General features: G+C 39.3%; 16 protein-coding genes and 1 tRNA gene. 10 read left to right on the top strand and 7 right to left on the bottom strand.

Annotated elements, in window-relative coordinates:
* Positions 1 to 23 precede the first annotated feature (23 nt).
* Both C7972_RS15665 and bshB1 read left to right on the top strand, forming a co-directional pair.
* Entirely contained in the window at positions 24 to 1,196 is a 1,173-nt protein-coding gene (locus C7972_RS15665; RefSeq protein ID WP_110357123.1) for a PLP-dependent aspartate aminotransferase family protein, read from the top strand.
* A 104-nt stretch (positions 1,197 to 1,300) separates the two neighbouring features.
* A complete protein-coding gene (gene bshB1, locus C7972_RS15660; RefSeq protein WP_110357122.1) occupies positions 1,301 to 2,023 on the top strand; it encodes a bacillithiol biosynthesis deacetylase BshB1 in 723 nt (240 codons plus the stop codon).
* On the opposite strand, the gene C7972_RS15655 is transcribed toward bshB1, so the two are convergent.
* Entirely contained in the window at positions 2,020 to 4,104 is a 2,085-nt protein-coding gene (locus C7972_RS15655) for a tetratricopeptide repeat-containing sensor histidine kinase (protein ID WP_110357121.1), read from the bottom strand. The genes bshB1 and C7972_RS15655 overlap by 4 nt on opposite strands.
* A 237-nt stretch (positions 4,105 to 4,341) precedes the next feature.
* On the opposite strand from C7972_RS15655, the gene C7972_RS15650 reads away from it, so the two are divergent.
* Together C7972_RS15650 and C7972_RS15645 are read left to right on the top strand one after the other, a co-directional pair.
* A tRNA-His gene (locus C7972_RS15650) sits at positions 4,342 to 4,417 on the top strand.
* Between the two features lie 161 nt (positions 4,418 to 4,578).
* On the top strand, positions 4,579 to 5,175 hold the full coding sequence (locus C7972_RS15645) for a hypothetical protein (protein WP_110357120.1): 597 nt from the start codon (positions 4,579 to 4,581) through the stop codon (positions 5,173 to 5,175).
* 17 nt (positions 5,176 to 5,192) lie between these two features.
* Here C7972_RS15645 and recG read toward each other — a convergent pair whose 3' ends face one another.
* Positions 5,193 to 7,292: an ATP-dependent DNA helicase RecG gene (recG, locus tag C7972_RS15640; protein WP_110357119.1), complete on the bottom strand. Its 2,100-nt coding sequence runs from the start codon at positions 7,290 to 7,292 to the stop codon at positions 5,193 to 5,195.
* 349 nt (positions 7,293 to 7,641) lie between these two features.
* Here recG and C7972_RS15635 point away from each other — a divergent pair, with 349 nt between their 5' ends.
* Genes C7972_RS15635 through C7972_RS15620 form a run of 4 tightly spaced genes read left to right on the top strand, consistent with a single transcriptional unit; the run spans position 7,642 to position 11,849 of the window.
* Positions 7,642 to 7,908 carry a hypothetical protein gene (locus C7972_RS15635; RefSeq protein WP_110357118.1) on the top strand — a complete coding sequence of 89 codons (267 nt, stop codon included), beginning with the start codon at positions 7,642 to 7,644 and terminating at the stop codon, positions 7,906 to 7,908.
* A gap of 46 nt (positions 7,909 to 7,954) precedes the next feature.
* The gene (locus C7972_RS15630; RefSeq protein WP_110357117.1) at positions 7,955 to 10,042 is read left to right on the top strand and encodes a M1 family metallopeptidase; all 2,088 of its coding nucleotides are present in this window, start codon (positions 7,955 to 7,957) and stop codon (positions 10,040 to 10,042) included.
* Positions 10,039 to 10,950, top strand: coding sequence for a patatin family protein (locus tag C7972_RS15625; RefSeq protein WP_110357116.1), 912 nt, complete (start codon positions 10,039 to 10,041; stop codon positions 10,948 to 10,950). The genes C7972_RS15630 and C7972_RS15625 overlap by 4 nt, the downstream gene beginning before the upstream one ends.
* Positions 10,947 to 11,849 carry a patatin family protein gene (locus C7972_RS15620; RefSeq protein ID WP_110357115.1) on the top strand — a complete coding sequence of 301 codons (903 nt, stop codon included), beginning with the start codon at positions 10,947 to 10,949 and terminating at the stop codon, positions 11,847 to 11,849. The genes C7972_RS15625 and C7972_RS15620 overlap by 4 nt, the downstream gene beginning before the upstream one ends.
* On the opposite strand, the gene C7972_RS15615 is transcribed toward C7972_RS15620, so the two are convergent.
* The 4 genes from C7972_RS15615 to C7972_RS15600 all read right to left on the bottom strand — a co-directional run bounded on the left by C7972_RS15615 (position 11,850) and on the right by C7972_RS15600 (position 16,402).
* Positions 11,850 to 12,368: a hypothetical protein gene (locus C7972_RS15615; protein WP_110357114.1), complete on the bottom strand. Its 519-nt coding sequence runs from the start codon at positions 12,366 to 12,368 to the stop codon at positions 11,850 to 11,852. It abuts the gene before it with no gap.
* Positions 12,369 to 12,533: 165 nt separating this feature from the next.
* Positions 12,534 to 13,337, bottom strand: a complete 804-nt coding sequence (locus C7972_RS15610) for an OmpA family protein (protein WP_110357113.1) — start codon at positions 13,335 to 13,337, stop codon at positions 12,534 to 12,536.
* Between the two features lie 115 nt (positions 13,338 to 13,452).
* On the bottom strand, positions 13,453 to 15,021 hold the full coding sequence (locus C7972_RS15605) for an FMN-binding glutamate synthase family protein (RefSeq protein WP_110357112.1): 1,569 nt from the start codon (positions 15,019 to 15,021) through the stop codon (positions 13,453 to 13,455).
* 130 nt (positions 15,022 to 15,151) lie between these two features.
* The gene (locus C7972_RS15600) at positions 15,152 to 16,402 is read right to left on the bottom strand and encodes an amidohydrolase (protein ID WP_258364881.1); all 1,251 of its coding nucleotides are present in this window, start codon (positions 16,400 to 16,402) and stop codon (positions 15,152 to 15,154) included.
* Positions 16,403 to 16,682: 280 nt separating this feature from the next.
* Between C7972_RS15600 and C7972_RS15595 the strand changes: the two genes are divergently transcribed.
* Entirely contained in the window at positions 16,683 to 19,010 is a 2,328-nt protein-coding gene (locus C7972_RS15595; RefSeq protein WP_110357110.1) for an ATP-dependent helicase, read from the top strand.
* 22 nt (positions 19,011 to 19,032) lie between these two features.
* On the opposite strand, the gene C7972_RS15590 is transcribed toward C7972_RS15595, so the two are convergent.
* Entirely contained in the window at positions 19,033 to 19,878 is an 846-nt protein-coding gene (locus C7972_RS15590) for an alpha/beta hydrolase (protein WP_110357109.1), read from the bottom strand.
* 47 nt (positions 19,879 to 19,925) lie between these two features.
* Between C7972_RS15590 and C7972_RS15585 the strand changes: the two genes are divergently transcribed.
* On the top strand, positions 19,926 to 20,546 hold the full coding sequence (locus tag C7972_RS15585; protein WP_110357108.1) for an L-threonylcarbamoyladenylate synthase: 621 nt from the start codon (positions 19,926 to 19,928) through the stop codon (positions 20,544 to 20,546).
* Positions 20,547 to 20,592 lie beyond the last annotated feature (46 nt).

Here is a 20,592-nt window from a genome sequence, read left to right as displayed (position 1 = left end):
CTTAATCAATTTAAATTCTTAAAATGAAAAACCAAATAAAGGGCCTTAATACTATCTGTACCCATTTTGGGCAACTGGAGGACAAGGAATTTAAAGGGGCCGTTTCCCCATTGTACATGGGAACAGCCTATGCCTTTGAAGATATTGATGTTAAGCGATACCCGAGATATTTCAATACCCCCAACCAAGTGGCCCTGGCCAAGAAGATAGCGGCCTTGGAACATGCCGAGGCAGCATTGATATTTGGTAGCGGTATGGCCGCCATCAGCACTTCTTTACTTGCGTTTTTAAGGGCTGGGGACCATGTTGTTATACAAAAGATAATTTATGGCGGCACTTATAATTTAGTGGTGGAAGAATTCGAAAAGTTTGGGATATCGTATTCTTTTACAGATGGTTTTAGTGCAGATGATTTTGAAGCAAAAATTCAAAAAAACACCAAAGCCATCTACATTGAAACCCCATCCAATCCATTATTGAACATTACCGATTTGGAAGCTATTGCAAGTATTTCAAAAAAACATGGCCTTGTCTCCATGATCGACAATACTTTTGCCAGTCCTGTGAATCAAAATCCAATTGATTTTGGAATTGATGTGGTAATCCATAGTGCCACCAAGTATATGGGCGGACATTCGGATATTTGTGCAGGTGCAGTAGCTTCAACGGAAGCATATATAAAAAGGATATTAGGCTTGGCCAAAAATTTTGGAGGTAGTCTTAGCGATTACACCGTTTGGTTATTGGAAAGGAGTATTAAGACCATGGGAATTAGGGTTAGGGCACAAAATGCAAATGCCCAACACATGGCCGAATACCTTTATGCACATAAAGATATATCTGCAGTATATTATCCTGGCCTGCCTTCACATCCGAACCACGACGTTGCGGAAAAACAGATGAAGGGCTTCGGAGGTATGCTATCATTTGAGTTAAATGCCGACTTAGATGCTTCCTACTTTCAAAAATCCTTAAAATTGATAAAACCGGCTATGAGTTTGGCAGGAGTGGAAAGTACCGTTCTTTCCCCTACCTTAACCTCTCATTCCCTATTGAGTGCCGAAGAAAGAAAACGACAAGGAATTGCCGATGGCTTAATACGCTTTTCCGTGGGAATAGAGGAGACAGAGGATTTAATTGCAGATATTGAACAAGCTTTGGAAAAGGTAAGAAAGGAAAAGGAAGTGGCTATCTAGATTCTCTTTTGTCCTAAAATTTGGAGATTACATATTTTTAATAAAAGTGGAATTTTAGGAGGGGTAATTTGAAAGCTTTCAAGAACAAAGTAGACAAAGATTAAATGAAATTAGACATATTAGTATTTGGTGCGCATCCAGATGATGCCGAATTGGGGGCAGGGGCAACTATAGCAAAAGAAGTGGCCAGTGGCAAAAAAGTAGGTATAGTAGATTTGACCCGTGGGGAATTAGGTACCCGTGGCTCTGCCGAAATCCGGGATAAGGAAGCTGCAGCAGCAGCTGCAATTTTAGGAATTGCTGTCCGTGAAAATCTGGGATTTGCCGATGGTTTCTTCACTAACGACAGGCAGCATCAATTGGAAGTAATAAAAATGATCCGTAAATATAGGCCTGAAACCGTTTTGTGCAATGCTATAGACGACAGGCATATAGATCATGCAAAAGGTAGCAAACTGGTAAGCGATGCCTGCTTTCTAAGTGGACTTATTAAGATAGACACTAAAATAGATGGGGAAGAAAAGTGGCAGGAAGCGTGGAGACCCAGTTTGGTGCACCATTATATTCAATGGAAAAACCTTGAACCGGATTTTGTGGTGGATGTATCGGATTTTATAGACGTAAAGGTGAATGCCATAATGGCCTATAGTTCCCAATTTTACGATCCCAAAAGTAAGGAGCCGGAAACGCCAATCAGTAGCAAAAACTTTATAGATAGTGTTGTTTATAGGTCAAGGGATCTGGGTAGAATGGTGGGCATATCCTATGGGGAAGGTTTTACCACTGAAAGGTTTGTTGCCGTTAAAAACCTCTCCAGCCTAATTTAGGCCGATTTTTGGAATTGTTTATTGCCCTTGGGTACGGTAAAATAGAAGGTAGACCCTTCATTTATTTCACTCTTGACCCATAAGGAACCACCATTTTTAATAACCATTTCACTGCAAAGGGAAAGGCCTAGTCCGGTTCCCTTTTCATTATTGGTCCCATAGGTGGTAATATTGGTGTTTTTTGCAAGGATTTGTTCCTGTACATACTCGTCCATACCAATCCCATTATCCTTTACAAATACTTCCAAATGATCTGGCCTATCAATATATCCAATGGTAATATGGCCATTGTTGGGAGTAAATTTTAGGGCATTGCTCAAAAGGTTCCTGATCACAATATCCATTTGATTTTCATCGGACCAGATTATGGTCTTATTGACTATCAAATTATCCATTGTAATCATTTTGGTAAACGCCAATTCGCTTAGTAAATTAATATTGTTCTCTACCAGGGCCTTTAAATCCACATTGGCAGGGTCGGTGGTAGCTTCCCGCATTTGGGATTGCCCCCAGGAAAGAAGGTTGTTCAAGGTAAAGGAAATACTATTGACATCGTTTTTTAGTTTGGGAATAAACTCCTTGAATTCAGACTCTTTAATATCACCGCTGTTCAGTAACTTCAATAGTCCCTCCAAAGCGCCAATAGGGCCACGAAGATCATGTGCAATAATGGAAAAGAGTTTATTTTTGGTGTTATTGATCTCCCATAATTCGGCCTCTCTCAGTTCTAGATCCTGTTTTTGGATTTCGAGTTCCTTGTTCAGCTTTTTTAGGAATTTTTGTCCCCTAACTACCAAAAATGCTATGGCGGCCAAAACTATAACAAATAATATCGCTATATAAATATAGAGGCGCTGCTTTGCCAAGGCTTTTTCATTTTGCAGCACCAATGCCTCTTGCTGATTCTTATGACTGATTTCGGTTTTCAACATCGTCATACTCATTTTGTTCTCATCCCTGGATAAGGTATCCGACATTTGCCTGAAAATTTCATGATATTTTAGGGCCGCTGCGAAATTGCCCTGATTTTTATACAATTTGTATAGGGTATTGGAACATTTTTTAATACCCTCCATAGATTTAATAGTAGAGGATATTTCATAGGCCATCATGGCGTAATTATGTGAAATACTGTCTTTTTTAAGCCCAAAATTGGCTTCCGCCATTCCGTTGTACAAATCTATAATCCCACGATCGTCCTGAAGATTGTCATGTAATTCCGCTCCTTTGTCGTACCAATATAAGGCTCTGGTATATTGCTTTTGTTTCAAGTATACTTTACCCTTCACTTCATAGGCATAGGCCAACCAATCCCATTCCTTACCCTCTTCAAAAATTTTGATACTCCGGTTTATTTTAAACAGGGCGTTTTGGAAGTCCCCGGTTTCGGCATATATGGAAGCTACATTGCTCATGGTCTGGGCAGAGCTTATATCGTTCCCTATTTTTGTGTTTATTTTTTCAACCTTGTTATAAAAATAAAGGGCCTGGTCATAATCCCTTTGTGCCCCGTATAGATCAGCTACATTTTCATAGAGGATGGATTCCATTTTTTTGTTGCCACTGGACTGTGCCAATTTAATATTCTCCAAATAACCTAGCAAGGCCGTTGAATAATTGCCACTATAGACATTTTCATTGGCCAATTCATTGCCGATTCGCAAAGATAAATCTTCATTGTCCTCTTTTTTGGCATTCGCCAATGCCATTTCATAGTTATCTATGGCAATGCTGTGCTCACCTATATCCGAATAATAAGTCCCTATGTGGTACAAAGCCTCTCCAACACCTTTTTTATAATCCATGTTGCTACTTAATTTTTGCGCTTCACTTGAGAGCAACAAAAGACTATCGGGGTTCAAAAATCTAAGCTTTTCACCAAGGTCCAATAATAATCCAATATAAAGGGTGTCTTTATTGACCTGTTTCTTCTGACTTCGTAAAGTGTTTATTTTTTGCCTCAATTCTCCAATCGAGGTTTCTTGGGCAGAACTCACCCCGGTAATGAAAAGTACAATCCAGAACACGGTTAATTTTAATTTCATTTCCCGGGACCTAATATGTAATACTCTTAAAGACATTTATCCTAATTTATCTGTTGATAAAAATATCTTTACTCTAAAAAATAGGCTAATTTATGTTGTGAAAGTGCGGTTTTTTGTGTGTTTCGTCCAATATTATTAGTATTTGGTCGATAATTGTACAGTTAAAATATCATATAATTCGCTGTATGAGCTTTTTACGAGATGGCCTAAAATAAGCTGAAAATTATTTTGTGTGATAGAACTAAAGATTTATCTTTGCCACCGCTTACAAATGGTGGTTGTAGCTCAGCTGGTTAGAGCGCTGGATTGTGGTTCCAGAGGTCGCCGGTTCGAACCCGGTCTTCCACCCAGAAATACAACCCTGTCAGAAATGACAGGGTTTTTTTGTGGTACAAAATTTCATTTATATGGAAACACCTAATAAAAATAGGAGATTTACTATATTTACCTCCTTATTAAACAGTATCGGTCCTTATAGTATTTGGTCTGCGGACAATTGTAATCAGTAATATGGCATTTAGATTATCACTACTTCTTTTTATTCTTGTTAATGGTCTGTTTTCCCAGGAAAACAAGATTGATTGGGCTCCTTATCACAAATTTGAAATTGAAGATTTCAAGGGTTCAAAAACCAAAATTAGCGCAGAAATAGACAAGGTTTTTGTTCAGTCAGGGGTTATGCTTGATTTTTCGTTTCAAATGTCCAATGTTGAATTTATGTTTACCAGGAACTTCAATTCCAAAGTGAGTTGTACATTTCAGAGGGATGCAGCCGTGATAATGGCTCCGGATAGTTTGGCGGCGGAAAGGTTGATAGCTCTTGTGCAGTTCGATTTTGATCTTTCGGAACTATATGCCAGAAAGATAAGAAAGGAACTATTCGAAAATAAAAAAACCTTTTCCGATGCTAGTTTTTTTCAGCCATATTTTGATAAAATGATTGCGGAACGAAATAAGATCAGTTCAAGGGTCTATCTAGAAACGGATTTTGGCAACAAGGCAGAAACATTGGAAAAAGAACATGAAGTTGTAAAAAATGAACTTGTACTATTATCAGATTTCTGTAAGGAGTGCAAACCTCCAAAAAAGCGCAACAAAACCAACTGACCAATTCCTTTACAATCTCAACTAATATAATTCCAAATATTTTTATACTTCACCAATTCCGTATAGGCATGAAGTATAATGGGAAACTTTTGTAAGGTAATATCTTCCTTTAATACTTTTAATGCATGGTATCTTGCCGTTTTTAAAATATCGTTGTCCTTGATAATATCGGCTATCTTAAGGTTTAGCACACCACTTTGTTGTGTTCCCATTAAATCCCCGGGGCCACGTAGCTTTAAATCCACTTCGGCAATTTGAAATCCGTCATTGGTACTGACCATGGTCTCTAATCTAGTTTTTGAATCGGAAGATAGTTTGTGTCCTGTCATTAAAATACAAAAACTTTGGTCGGCTCCTCGACCAACCCGTCCCCGTAATTGGTGTAGTTGCGACAAACCGAAGCGCTCCGCGCTTTCAATGATCATTACCGAAGCGTTGGGAACATTAACACCTACCTCTATGACCGTTGTGGCGACCATAATCTGTGTTTCCCCCTTTACAAATCGTTCCATTTCATAATCCTTGTCAGCCGGTTTCATTTTGCCATGTACAATGGAAATTTGAAAATCGGGCATTGGAAAATCCCTTGCAATACTCTCGTAACCATCCATAAGATCTTTATAGTCCAAGGCCTCGGATTCCTGAATTAAGGGATAGACCACATATACTTGACGCCCCTTTTTAATTTCATCCCTTATAAATTGAAATACTTTTAAGCGGTTGGAATCGTACCTATGTACCGTTTTTATAGGTTTACGGCCAGGAGGTAGTTCGTCTATGGTAGAAATATCCAAATCGCCATATAAACTCATTGCCAGGGTCCTGGGAATAGGAGTGGCTGTCATTACCAAAATATGGGGAGGAATATCGTTCTTGTGCCATAGCTTGGCGCGTTGGGCAACACCAAATCTATGCTGCTCATCCACAATTGCCAGACCTAAATTTTTATAGGCAACCTTATCCTCCAACAAGGCATGGGTGCCGATTAGAATATGGAGCTCCCCATTTTCCAATTGTTCATGAATTACCCTACGTGCCGATTTTTTAACCGACCCGGTTAGAAGGGCAATATTCACGCCAATATCTCCTAAAAGGTCCTTTATGCCCATAAAGTGCTGGTTGGCCAAAATTTCCGTAGGGGCCATTAAACAGGCTTGGTAGCCGTTATCTATGGCGAGTAACATAGTCATAAGGGCCACAATAGTTTTGCCCGACCCTACATCTCCCTGAAGTAATCTATTCATTTGGGCGTTACTGCCCAAATCTGCCCTAATCTCCTTAATTACCCTCTTCTGCGCATTGGTAAGTTCAAATGGCAAATGACGCTCATAAAAAGTTTTGAATAGGGTTCCGACCTTGTCAAAATTAAATCCTTTTATTTTCTGTTTATGCAATAAGTTTTTAGAAATTAGTTGTAATTGTATATAAAATAATTCCTCAAACTTCAAACGAAATTGTGCCTTGGCCAATAATTCCTGACTCTTTGGAAAGTGAATATTAAAAAGTGCCTCCCCTTTGGAAATAAGGCTTAATTCATTGATTAGGCCAGGGGATAGGGTTTCCTTAAACCGTCCCTTGGTCTCCAAAAATAATTGTTGAATAAGCTTATTGGTCACCCTATTGGTTACCCCCTTGTTGGTCAGTTTTTCGGTGGAAGGATAAACGGGTTGCATATAGACTTTCAAACCCTTCTCATGGTCTTCCAACAATTCCATTTCCGGATGGGGCATGGAGAAGGTGCCATTGAACCAATTTACCTTTCCGAATATAACATATGGGATGTTTAACTTGAGGTTTTCCCTGATCCATTTTTGGCCCCGGAACCAAACGAGTTCCATTTCCCCCGTTTCATCCATAAATTTGGCCACCAATCGTTTTCCTTTTTTCTGTTCAACCGTTTTAATGTTGACTATCTTCCCAATAATTTGAACATCCGAACTGGTTCGCTGTAATTGGCCAATTTTATAGTATTGTGTTTTATCAATATAGCGATTTGGAAAAAGATTGATTAAATCCTGATAAGTTTGTATTCCAAGTTCCGATCGTAAAGTCTCAGCGCGGTTGGGACCAACGCCTTTTAGATAGACAATGGGCGTTTGTAGTACATTGGAATTCATTGGAATAAACCTGATTATTGGAAGCCCTACTAACAATGGTTAATAAACAAGTAGGGACGACCGGATTTTTTGATGCTATTTTTGACCAGACTAAAATAGCAGTTCCGTTGAACAACTGCAAGTAAGGGTTTATTATTATAGGCCCACCATAGCAAAAGTAATCCATCCTTGGTCCAATCGTGTTTTTTCATCCAAACAAATACCAATTACTGTAAATGATACCCATACATTTTTCCACACGATGTTCTATATCGGCCAGATGTTATATTTTTATTTCTTGGGAAGTGTAAACAATTTGTTTTAAAAAAAGAATCCATAGTTTTTATATTTTAGGCAAAATTTTCGATTCATGCCAAGATCCTATACCCATCCAGATCTGAAGTTCATAACGAGCTTACTGACCAATAGTGCATTGGTAATTAGAAACATCTATAGCCCTTCTATACCAAAGGCAGTAGGGCATATCAAAAAAAGAATTGTGGCAACGGGGATGCTCCCCATTGTATTGTCCAAGAGGTTTTGGTTACTATTTATATCCAAACCATACACAAAAGACTGCAATCGACTTTTGGGTTCAACAACTATTTTTTCCTATTTTGTAAACATCGATGGTTGAAGGAGTTTAATTGAAAATACCCGTAACAAGAACCTATATTTACAGTATGAAATATTCCTTTTTTGCTCTTCTTTTTCTGATATCCCTTATTATCTCTGCCCAGCATCAGGAGAAAGTAGATTTTATACAAGGAAAAGTAGATATAAAAGTAGACCCCATTAACGAAAACATATCGGGATCTGTAACCTACCTAATGAACGTCCTACAAAAAGCGGATACTGTTTTTCTTGATGCCCAAAATCTAAATATAATAGAGGTCAAACTCAATAATAAAAAAGTTAAGTCCACCAATAATGGCAAAAAAATAGTAATCCATAAACGTCTTAAAGCTAATAAAACCTATAGTCTAAGCATTATATATTCTGCACATCCCAGGCAAACGGTCTATTTTTTGGGATGGAAGGACCACTTGCCGGGCAACGAACAGGTTTGGACGCAAGGCCAAGGTAAATATACCAGTCACTGGCTTCCCAGTTTTGATGATATGACCGAAAAGGTGGAATATGATCTGGATATCAGCTTTGATAAGAAATACGAAGTAATAGCCAATGGTACCTTGATTGCAACCAAAGAACTTGACGGATTGAAAAAATGGAGTTTTAATATGGAAAATCCGATGAGCAGCTATTTATTGGCTTTTGCCATAGGGGATTACCATAAGAAAGAAGTTGAATCCAATTCCGGGATACCCATAAACCTATATTTCTATCCAGGTGATAGTGCAAAAGTGGAACCTACCTATAGGCATACTACGGACATATTTAACTTTTTGGAAAAGGAGATAGGAGTGCCATATCCTTGGCAGAATTATAAGCTGGTTCCTGTCAGGGATTTTTTATACGCGGGTATGGAAAATACCGGAACCACCATTTTTTCGGATAGCTATATTATTGATTCCACTGCATTTAAGGACAGGAACTATGTAAATGTAAATGCCCATGAAATGGCACATCAGTGGTTCGGAAATTTGGTTACCGAAGTGGATGGCAGTAGTCACTGGTTACATGAAGGTTTTGCAACTTATTATGCCTTATTGGCCGAGAAAGAGCTCTTCGGTGAAGAATATTACTATTGGAAATTGTACGATACCGCGATCCAATTAAAGGATCTAACCAATAAAAATATGGGAGAGGCCCTAGTTGATCCCAAAGCGGGCAGTTTAACATTTTATGAAAAAGGAGCATGGGCCTTGCATGTTCTAAGGGAGCAAATAGGGGAAAAAAGGTTTAGGCAAGGAATTCAACGGTATTTAAAAAAGTACGGGTTTAAGAATGTAACAATAGATAACCTTATCGAGGAAATAGAGGGGGAAACCCACAATGACTTGGCCGTATTCAGAAAAAGATGGTTGGTTGATAAGGGTTTTCCTTTTAATGAGGCCAAAAAAATCCTTATTAGTGAATCGGAGGATGTAAAGACTTTTCTTGAAATTCAAAAAGATATGACTATTAGTCGTACGGACAACCAAACCATTATTACTCGGTATTGGGAAAATACAGATTCCGATGCATTAAAGGCTAGAATAATCAAGACCTATTATAAATCCCTATCCCAAGAATTTATAAGGAAGGTATTGCGGAGTGAAAGTGTGATGGTTCGGCAAGCACTGGCAGTCTCAGTAGGGCAGTTGCCCCTGGAACTAAAATCGGAATATGAATCCCTTTTGGAGGATGAAAGCTATATTACCAAAGAGGCGATGCTTTACAAGCTATGGATAAATTATCCTAACGATAGGGCCAATTATTTGAACAGGACCAAAGACATTGTAGGCTTTTCCAATAGGAACGTTCGCTTATTATGGCTTACCTTAGCCTTGCTTACCAAGGATTATGAGCCCAACGACACCAATGAGTATTATATGGAATTAAGTGGATATACGTCCCCTGTGTACTCCAACGAAGTTCGGCAAGGGGCATTTCAATTTTTGGAACAATTGATCGGTTTTTCGGACAACAATTTGCTGGACCTTGTGGATGCAACCCAGCATCATTCTTGGCAGTTTAAAAAATATGCCCGTACATTATTGGATCAACTTTTGGAAAAAAAGGATTATAGGGATAGGCTCGATAAGTTGAAGGTAAAATTTAATAAGGAAGAATTGCGTTATATTAGCAACAAACTGATTTCGGAATGAGAGCAATGGTTATTTCTGGTGGTGGTAGTAAGGGTGCATTCGCCGGTGGCGTGGCCCAATACCTGATGCAGGAATTGAACCATAATTACGATTTGTTTTTGGGCACATCTACAGGTAGTCTCTTGATCTCCCATCTAGCCTTAAAAAAAATTGAAAAAATTAGGCAGGTCTATACTTCCGTGAGCCAACAGAATATTTTTAGCAATTGTCCCTTTGTGATAAAAAAGAAATATGGCATTGAGACTATCGGAATCCATCATATTAATGTGATGAAAAATTTTTTCAGGGGGAGCAAGACATTTGGCGAAAGCCACAATTTACTTCAATTGATAAAGAATACAATTTCTATTGAGGAATTTGAGAGTTTAAAGCATGGTCCATTGGATATCGTGGTAACAGTCTCCAATTTATCACTGAACCAGGTAGAGTATAAATCCATCAATGATTGTACTTATGAGGAATTTTGTGAATGGATATGGGTTTCCTGTAATTACACCCCATTTATGTCCTTGGCGAAAAAGAATGGATGTGAATATGCCGATGGCGGATTGGGGAGTATGGTTCCTATTGAAGAAGCTATTAGAAGGGGTGCCAAGGTGGTAGACGCCATAATTTTGCAAACAGAGGTAACCCAATTAAATAGAATGCCCTCCAAGAATGTCTTTTCCTTGCTTACCAGTATGTTTGCCTTTATGCTGGATAGGATAGAACAACAGAACATTAGGATAGGCAAATTTGTGGCCAACCATAATGATGCAATTATCAACTTCTATTATACGCCCACAGTACTCACAACCAACTCGCTGATATTTGAAAAGGAAAAAATGACAGTGTGGTGGGAAAGTGGATTTAATTTTGCCAAACATAAAAACGCTGAGACCAACCTAATTGAGACTGGAATTGTATGAAAGCACTTGTAATTAGTGGGGGAGGGAGTAAAGGTGCTTTTGCAGGGGGAGTGGCCCAATACCTGATGGAAGTAGAAAAAAGGGAATATGATATTTTGGTTGGGACCTCTACAGGTAGTCTTCTAATTCCGCAATTGGCCTTAAACCAGATTGGAAAGTTATACGATATTTATACCAATGTTAGCCAGCATTCCATTTTTAGCCTTAATCCCTTTGTAGTAAGAAAAAAGGATAATAGGGAATATGTCTCCATAAATTTTTTAACCACCATTCTCCAATTTCTTAAGAGCAAACGTACTTTTGGGGAGAGCAAGGCCTTAAGAAGGACCATTAAAAGAAATTTTAGTGAAGGGGAATTCCTGAAGATAAAAAATGGTGACAAAGATGTGGTCGTGACGGTTTCCAACCTTTCCAAAAGCAGGATCGAGTATAAGTCCATTAAGGATTTTTCCTATGATGAATTCTGTGATTGGATTTGGATTTCCTGCAACTACATTCCTTTCATGTCCTTGGTTAAAAAAGATGGCTTTGAATACGGCGATGGCGGATTGGGATGTGTGGTTCCCATAAGGGAAGCCATAAGACGGGGGGCCACAGAGATTGATGCCATTATCTTGGAGTCCGAGAATATGGAGCACAACAAGGTTTTGGGAAAAAACCCATTCTCACTAATGTTGAGCATTTATGGTTTTGTATTGGACCAAATAGAATACCACGACATTTCTGAAGGGGTACTAGCTGCAAAACATAATGGAGTGCAACTAAATTTATATTACACCCCCACTAAATTAACAGAAAATTCCTTGGTCTTTAATAAGAAACTTATGTCGCTATGGTGGCAACAAGGGTATAAGTACGCCGAGGAAAAGTTTTCCAGTCTTGGTGAGGGTAATTCCTGATTACCACAACTCCCCAATTTCCTTCTTCACATAGGCCAATGCTGTTGCCGAAGGAGAATTTTTTTCCATAGTTTCATTAAGAATGTCTTCACGGAGTTTGTCTGCAGAATCGGATTCGCTCATACCTGCCTTCCTGATCATTTGGATGGTGGCACTCTTTGCCGCTTTAATGATATTCCAACATTCATCCGTCATATAGATTTGCTGGGATAGATTATGCTCAAATTCATTTTCTATACTTTTGATAAGCAAATTTTCATAATCGTTTTTATTGCTGTTTTTGGGTCCAACCCTAACTACCAAACTGGGAATCGCAATTCGCTCCAGAAACAGGGCCATTCTTTCATAGGCTTGTAACCTAATGGGCAGGGTGTTTTTTTGAGTGTCCTTGTGCAGAAGATACCGTCGTCTTCCTTCTTCGTTTCTAGTATGCAGTCTAAAAAAATAAAAAGCTACTACTCCGGTTACTACCGCGGGCAACAAATAGGCAAATAGTTGAAAAATTTCCTCTCCACTCATTTTGTATTGGTGTTTTTTGGTTTGTTGATTAATTAACGGCTTATTCCCTTAAAAATTATGATGGGTTTCAATTTTTACCTGTCAAAACTATATTTCGGCCATTCCGGCGAGGTCAAAAAAAAAGCGCCTAGTAGCGCTTTTAAATTTGTTTGTATTTATAATGACTTATTTCATGCTCTCCTTTACCAATTTAAAGAATTCATAAAATCTTGGTTGTACAATGATTTCAGTAGCAGTTTCAATACTGTATAGTCCCAATTCCGATTTCCCCGTAGCAATAATTCGCTTGGGCTCTATTTGATATTTGTTTTCCAAGAGCCTGGCTACAGCAGCAGCTTGTTGCGTTCCTATTTCCCAGTTGTTCAATTTATTATCCTTTGATTCCACCAAGTTGCTATTGCTTACAATCTGAATATCCATTGTAGGGTTGGCTTTTAAAATATTACCTATTTTAGCTATAATGGACTCTGCCTTCTCCTGTACTTTGAAATTCTTGGAGTTCTCTCCAAAAATATAACTGTTGTCCATTACCACCGCTACGGCACCATTGCTAACGGTTATCTTGGGGTCATTGCCCAATGTCTGCTTAAATTGGGTAAAAACGGCTAGTGTTATGGAATCGTGGCTGCTTATTGCATCATTGATGATCCTTAATTGCGCTTCCTTTTGGACAAGACTTTCCAAGGTACTATTTATGTGATCGGATCTCTTATTGGAGGCTTCCGTAAAACTATTTAGATTTTTTAATAGATTGGCATTGGTTTCCTTGAGTTCGTTCACTTGTGCTTCGTACGACTCTACTTTGGCCGATGCAATTCTTTCCTCGCGTTTGGATTCTGCCAGAGCAGTTTCGGTCTCCCTTAGCTTGGATCTAAGGCCATCTACTTCTAGGATAAGGTCCTTTTTGCTTTGTGCTTGTGAAACGGATATGTACATTAATAAAACTAGAATGGTAAAAATTCTTTTCATAGATAATATTTAATTATTTGAATGTTTGGGTAATTCCTATTAGTTGATTTCCTTCAAGGATATACAATTTGATTTTACTTGCAAAATTAAGATTATATTTAAATAAGGGCCAATCTTATTTTTGCATATACTCTTTACCTCCTAAATAAGGACAATTATAAAGATCTTGTAGACCAGAAAAAGGCACTACAACTTTATTATATCCATAAGTTGAGGAGAAAGACCTGTTAAGCTCATTGTCATCCACATTTATCTGAATATCATCCATGGTATACTGACAGGGGTGTTCATAGCCGGAGGCATGGGTTATTTCCAGAAATTCCTTTCTAAAGGTTTTAAAGTATTGGGATAATCTGTCCGATTTCAACGGCACATTTATTCCGCCCTGCAACCATTTACTTTGGGTAGCTATCCCTGTTGGACATCGATTCGTATGACAAATTTGCGCCTGAATACAACCAATACTCATCATGGCTTCCCTAGCTACATTTATGCAATCTACACCCATGGCAAATGCCATTGCTGCTTTTGCAGGGAAACCCAATTTCCCACTACCAATGAACACTATTCTTTCGGTAAGATCGTATTTTTTAAATAGTTTATACAGACTGGCAAATCCGTATACCCATGGTAGGGATACATGGTCCGCAAAGCTTGGCGGGGCAGCGCCCGTACCACCTTCACCACCATCAACAGTGATAAAATCCGGGCCTTTTCCTGTTTGGCTCATAAGCTTGGCCAGTTCCTCCCATTGATCCAATTTGCCAATGGCACCCTTTATACCAACAGGAAGGCCTGTTTGTTCCGCAATATCTTCTATTAACTGCATTAGTTCCGATACGGAATTAAAAGCGGAATGGGTAGCTGGTGACAATACATCCTTGCCCATGACAACGCCTCTAATTTCACTTATTTCATGGGTGATTTTAGCAGCCGGCAGTACACCGCCCTTACCTGGTTTTGCTCCCTGGGAGATTTTAATTTCAATAGCCTTGATGCAGGGGTTATCCAAAACCAATTGCTTCATTTTATCCATGGAGAAATTTCCATCTTCACTTCGTACCCCAAAATAACCGGTTCCAAAATGGAATATAACATCCCCACCATGTTTATGATATGGAGAGAGTCCTCCTTCCCCGGTATTCTGATAGGCCCCCGCCTTTCGTACACCAATGTTCATAGCATTGACCGCTGCGGCGGATAAGGATCCAAAACTCATGGCAGAGACATTTATTACAGAAGCCGGTCTATATGGTTTTTTACGCTTATTGTAAGCTCCAATGATTTTGGCACAGGGCAAAAAGCAGGGATCGGTAATATTAGGATGGTTCCCCGGTAGCTTATAGGCCATCATTTGGTTCTTAACAAAAATATGTTGATGAGCATAAATGTCACGGTCCGTACCAAAGCCTTCGTAATTATTTTCCTTCTTCGCCGAGGCATATATCCATCCTCTTTCTATACGATTAAAAGGAAGTTCTTCCCTGTTATTGGCAACGAAATATTGTCTCATTTCGGGTCCAATACTCTCCAACCAATACCTTAAATGTCCTACAATAGGGAAATTATGCGAAATAGTGTGCCCTTTCTGCACAAAGATATCCCTGATCGCCACTAAAAGTAAAAACACGATTACCCATGCCCACCAAGGTAGGTTAGCAAAGGTATCCAACATTGAATCCATATTTTAAATAAATTTTCTTAATGATTTTTTTGAATTATTTCAGGGTCATTGTAATGACAAATAAACTTTTCGTGCCCACTACAAGTGCCACTATAATTAATTGGGTATACTTATTGGTTCCATACAAATCTTATTGGTTCAGGAAGTCCAGACTCATTTCCGTTAGTGCCTTTACTCCAAGGATCATTCCATTTTCATCTATGCTGAAGTCGGGGGTATGATGTGGAAAGGACGCTGTATTTCCTGGAGTCATACCACCCAAGAAGAAAAAGAATCCAGGGACCTCATTTTGAAAATAAGAGAAATCCTCACCACCGGTAACGGCTTTTTGTATTTGCACATTATCCTGGCCCGCAACCCTTTTTAGGGTAGGCAACATTTTATCTACAAGCTCCGGATTGTTAAAAGTGATGTCCGTATTACTTTTTATCTCAATGCTGGCCGAACCCCCATACGCCTTGGCAATATCGGGTACCATTTCTTTCATCCTCTGGGTAATCTGTTTTTGCATGTCATAGTCCAAGGTCCTAATGGTGCCGATCATTTCGGCACTTTCAGGGATTATATTGAAACGGACACCACTTGTAATTTTGCCCACACTAATTACTGCAGCTTCATTGGTAAGGTTTACTTCCCTACTTATAATGGTTTGTAGACCGTCTATAATCTTAGCACTGATAAGAATGGGATCTACACCCTTCCAAGGTTGTGAGCCATGGGTCTGTTTTCCCTCTACCTGAATAACGAATCGTTGTACGGCCGCCATTAGGCCTTCAGATTTGTATCTTATAACCCCAACTGGGGTAGCGGAGTTGATATGCAGTCCAAAAATAGCATCCACATCCGGATTTTTAAGAACCCCTTCCTTCACCATTAACAGCGCCCCGCCTTCCTCTCCGGGAGGAGGACCCTCTTCGGCAGGTTGAAAAATAAATTTAATGGTGCCTTTAATTTTGTCCCTGTTGTTGGACAGTATTTCCGCAACCCCCATGAGAATGGCAGTGTGGGTGTCATGTCCACAGGCGTGCATAACTCCGACCTCTTGCCCAAGAAATTCCGACGTCACCGTAGATTTAAACGGAAGGTCGTTTCTTTCTGTAACCGGTAAGGCATCAATATCGGCCCTCAAAGCTATAACTTTTCCATTTTTTTTACCTTTTAATATTCCTACAACCCCAGTTTTGGCAATACCTGTTTGTACCTCTATCCCTAAGGATTTCAAATGGGATGCTATTTTCTCAGCAGTATTGAACTCCCTGTTGGACAATTCCGGATTTTGGTGAAAATCCCGTCTCCAATCAATTACCTTTGGTTCAATACTCTTATATTCCTTTTCGAAATTGTATTTCTGCGCCAAGGAATTTAAACAACAAAAAAGCATCGGGACAATAAAATATAACTTCATACAATTAAATGGGATTTAAAATTTTGGATGCCTAAGGCCATAATGTATTAAATACTGAATTAAATTTTTAATAGTTTTACTACTGGCAACATCATAAAAAATACTGTTTTTCGTAAAATTGGAATTATAGGCTAAATATATTGAAATTAGAACTATTAACTCAATTGGATTATCACAAATATTAAAGTTGATTTTTTGATAAGGCTATTTATGGTTAAATTCACCGATTGTAACGAGCTTAATATCTACATACGTTTTGGAGAACTATATTAATGAATTAAATGAAGCCCAAAAGGCTCCTGTACTGCATAAGGACGGGCCCTTAATGGTGATTGCAGGGGCCGGTTCCGGTAAGACAAGGGTATTGACCTACCGCATTGCTTATTTGATGAGCCAGGGAGTGGATTCCTTTAATATTTTGGCTTTGACCTTTACCAATAAAGCCGCTCGGGAAATGAAGAAGCGTATTGCCGATATTGTTGGTACCTCGGAGGCCAAAAACTTATGGATGGGTACTTTTCATTCCGTTTTCGCGAAGCTCTTGCGCTTCGATGGGGATAAATTGGGGTATCCTTCCAATTTCACCATATATGATACCCAAGATTCGCAGCGTCTCCTTTCCGCTATCATAAAGGAAATGGGCTTGGATAAGGATATTTATAAATATAAGCAGGTACAAAATAGGATATCTTCCTATAAGAACAGCCTCATAACGGTAAAGGCATATTATAACAATCCGGATTTGGTAGAGGCCGATGCCATGGCCAAGCGTCCCAGAATGGGAGAGATATATCAGAATTATGTGGATCGGTGCTTTAAGGCTGGTGCCATGGATTTTGATGATCTTCTGTTGCGGACCAACGAGTTGTTGACAAGATTTCCAGAAGTTTTGGCCAAGTATCAGGATAGGTTTAGATATATTCTGGTAGACGAGTACCAGGATACCAACCATTCACAATATTTGATCGTCAAGGCCCTGTCCGATAGGTTTCAGAATATTTGTGTAGTAGGGGATGATGCACAGAGTATATATTCCTTTAGGGGTGCAAACATTAGCAATATTCTAAATTTTCAAAAGGATTATGACAATGTGGGCATGTACCGTTTGGAACAAAACTATAGGTCCACTAAAAATATCGTGAACGCCGCCAACTCCATTATTTCCAAAAACACCAATCAATTGGAGAAAGTCGTATGGACTTCCAATGATGAAGGTCCATTGATAAAGGTTCACCGCAGCCCCACGGATGCAGAGGAAGGAAGATTTGTGGCTGGCTCCATTTTTGAAAATAAAATGCAAAGTCAATTGCCCAATGGTAATTTTGCCGTTTTATACAGAACCAACTCACAATCAAGAGCCATTGAGGATGCCCTTAGAAAAAGGGATATACCATATAGGATTTATGGCGGACTTTCCTTTTATCAACGAAAGGAGATCAAAGACGTGCTTTCCTATTTAAGATTGGTGATCAATCCCAAGGACGAAGAAGCACTTAAACGTGTTATCAATTTTCCGGCCCGTGGCATTGGACAAAGTACCTTGGATAAACTTACCGTTGCCGCAAATCACTACAATCGCTCAATTTTTGAGGTTATGGACAATCTTGAAAGAATAGATTTAAAGATAAATGCCGGTACCAAAAGAAAATTGGTAGACTTTGTCGCCATGATAAAGAGCTTCCAGATCATGAACGAGAGTGCAGATGCCTTTACCCTTGCGGAACATGTCGCCAAAAAATCCGGTGTATTATTGGAATTTAAAAAGGACGGTACTCCCGAAGGCATAGGCAAGATGGAGAACATAGAGGAATTGTTGAACGGTATTAAGGACTTTGTTGAAGGGCAAAAGGAATTGGCAGATGCTAAAGGGGATATAGGCGAGTTTTTAGAGGATGTGGCGCTGGCCACAGATCTCGATAAGGATACCGGAGATGATGACCGAGTGGCTCTAATGACCATTCACTTGGCAAAGGGACTGGAATTCCCACATGTTTATATTGTAGGGATGGAGGAAGATCTTTTCCCATCGGCAATGAGTATGAATACCAGAAGTGAACTGGAAGAGGAAAGACGCTTGTTTTATGTAGCACTGACAAGGGCAGAAAAGCAGGCCTATTTAACCTATACCCAGAATAGATATCGCTGGGGCAAATTGGTAGACGCGGAACCTAGTAGATTTATTGAGGAGATAGATGAAAAATATATAGAAAACCTCACCCCAGTAGTGAGATCCAGATACACCCCTTTAATAGATGTTGATATTTTTGGCGATGTTGATAAAAGCAAATTAAGGCAGAACAAGCCTTTACAGGGAACACCGCCCAGAGGTGTGAAGCCCAATGAAAATCAGTTGCGCAAACTTCGGAAACTAAAGCCCGAACTTGGAACTCCAGTAGGAAACACCAATGCGGTAGACCCCAATCTATCAGAAGGCTCCCTAGTAAACCATACCAGATTTGGTAGGGGAAAAGTACTAAAAATTGAGGGGGTGGGAAATGACAGGAAAGCCGAAATTAAATTTGATAAGGGAGATATTAAAAAGCTATTGCTAAGGTTTGCCAAGTTGGAAGTAATCGGTTCCTAATTTTTTTCTTTGTAATGATAGCTCATAAATGTGCTCGTATAAATGCCTTTAATTTAATTGAAGTGTCCACAAGATCAAGTCCTTCCCAACCATGGCCTCCAGTTGGATAAAGGGTAAATTCGTGTTCCACCTTTAAAACCTTCAATCGGTCCCTTAGTGCAATCCCCTGGGAGTTGGGGATCAATGGGTCCTGAGCTCCATAAAACAATATGGTTGCTGGAGAAGTGGAGGTAACCTGATACAAGGGACTTACTTTTTCCAAAACTTCGGGATTGTTCCCAAATTGATCCAAGATTGTCCTTAAGTCCTGATTTGGAGTATTTAGATATGCCTCGTCCAACAGATTGGTAGGACCAACAATACTACAGACCATCCTAACCTGTTTTTTGAAGTCCTGGGAATAGCTCCATAATAAGGAAAGGTGGGCGCCGGCACTAGCACCAATAAACCCTATTTCCGAAGATATCTGAAACTCTTGGGCCCTGTTACGTAACTGGCTTACCACCAAATTTATATCATCTATTTGCATGGGGTATGGGGGATTGTTGACATCTGCCAACCTATAATTCATGTTTACCACAGCAATCTCCGGTAATTGATTTCTGATAAGATCCTTAAAGGGATCCATTTCCGATTTATCCCCTGCTGCCCATCCTCCCCCATGTACCAAAATAAGTACTTTAGTATCCTTGGTCCTGTTTTGTGGAAGATAAATATCATACTTTTGATGCAAATTGGAACCGTATTCCAAATTGATCATACTTTTGGCCTCCAAGGAGGAAAGATCCGGGGCTACAGAATCTTTTGAACATGAGCTAGTGACCAAAAAAAGGTAATTTAATAGTATGATGAAGACGAACCTATACATAATAATATTATTTATTAAATTGATAACGTCTTTTTTTAACCAATAATATGGCAGAATTAATAAAAATATATCCAGAAAACCCAAATCCCAAGGAGATAAAGAGGGTAGTGGAGGTACTTAGAAAAGGGGGACTGATTATTTATCCAACCGATACCGTGTATGGCTTGGGATGTGATATTACCAACACCAAGGCCTTGGAAAAAATAGCACGGATCAAAGGAGTAAAATTGGCCAAGGCCAATTGGTCCTTTATATGCGCGGATCTCAGTAATCTTTCGGATTACGTAAGACAAATAAATACCTCTACTTTTAAAATTCTCAAGCGGGCCCTACCCGGACCTTATACTTTTATTCTTCCGGGCAATAACAACCTGCCCAAAGAATTTAAAAAGAAAAAAACGGTGGGTATTCGTATACCCGACAATTCCATTGCCAGGACTTTGGTCGAAACCTTGGGAAATCCTATAGTTTCAACCTCCATTCACGATGAAGATGAGCTGTTGGAATACACTACCGATCCGGAACTTATTTTTGAAAAATGGGAGAACCTTGTAGATGTGGTAATAGATGGCGGATACGGGGACAATGTTGCCTCTACGGTGATCGATCTTTCGGAAGATGAGCCCATTATTGTAAGGGAAGGCAAAGGCAGTTTGGATATATTTTAGTAACAAAGAAGGTTTTCCACACCGTAAAGAACAAAAAAAAAGCGAC

Source organism: Arenibacter sp. ARW7G5Y1 (genome assembly GCF_003201775.1).
Classification (GTDB): domain Bacteria; phylum Bacteroidota; class Bacteroidia; order Flavobacteriales; family Flavobacteriaceae; genus Arenibacter.
Note: the sequence above shows the minus strand (reverse complement) of the source record. Positions and strands in the feature narration are given on the sequence as shown.

Coding starts and splice junctions, on each gene's coding strand:
- C7972_RS15665 (WP_110357123.1), top strand. CDS start 24: ATGAAAAACCAAATAAAGGGCCTTAATACTATCTGTACCCATTTTGGG.
- bshB1 (WP_110357122.1), top strand. CDS start 1,301: ATGAAATTAGACATATTAGTATTTGGTGCGCATCCAGATGATGCCGAA.
- C7972_RS15655 (WP_110357121.1), bottom strand. CDS start 4,104: ATGTCTTTAAGAGTATTACATATTAGGTCCCGGGAAATGAAATTAAAA.
- C7972_RS15645 (WP_110357120.1), top strand. CDS start 4,579: ATGGCATTTAGATTATCACTACTTCTTTTTATTCTTGTTAATGGTCTG.
- recG (WP_110357119.1), bottom strand. CDS start 7,292: ATGAATTCCAATGTACTACAAACGCCCATTGTCTATCTAAAAGGCGTT.
- C7972_RS15635 (WP_110357118.1), top strand. CDS start 7,642: ATGCCAAGATCCTATACCCATCCAGATCTGAAGTTCATAACGAGCTTA.
- C7972_RS15630 (WP_110357117.1), top strand. CDS start 7,955: ATGAAATATTCCTTTTTTGCTCTTCTTTTTCTGATATCCCTTATTATC.
- C7972_RS15625 (WP_110357116.1), top strand. CDS start 10,039: ATGAGAGCAATGGTTATTTCTGGTGGTGGTAGTAAGGGTGCATTCGCC.
- C7972_RS15620 (WP_110357115.1), top strand. CDS start 10,947: ATGAAAGCACTTGTAATTAGTGGGGGAGGGAGTAAAGGTGCTTTTGCA.
- C7972_RS15615 (WP_110357114.1), bottom strand. CDS start 12,368: ATGAGTGGAGAGGAAATTTTTCAACTATTTGCCTATTTGTTGCCCGCG.
- C7972_RS15610 (WP_110357113.1), bottom strand. CDS start 13,337: ATGAAAAGAATTTTTACCATTCTAGTTTTATTAATGTACATATCCGTT.
- C7972_RS15605 (WP_110357112.1), bottom strand. CDS start 15,021: ATGGATTCAATGTTGGATACCTTTGCTAACCTACCTTGGTGGGCATGG.
- C7972_RS15600 (WP_258364881.1), bottom strand. CDS start 16,402: ATGCTTTTTTGTTGTTTAAATTCCTTGGCGCAGAAATACAATTTCGAA.
- C7972_RS15590 (WP_110357109.1), bottom strand. CDS start 19,878: ATGTATAGGTTCGTCTTCATCATACTATTAAATTACCTTTTTTTGGTC.
- C7972_RS15585 (WP_110357108.1), top strand. CDS start 19,926: ATGGCAGAATTAATAAAAATATATCCAGAAAACCCAAATCCCAAGGAG.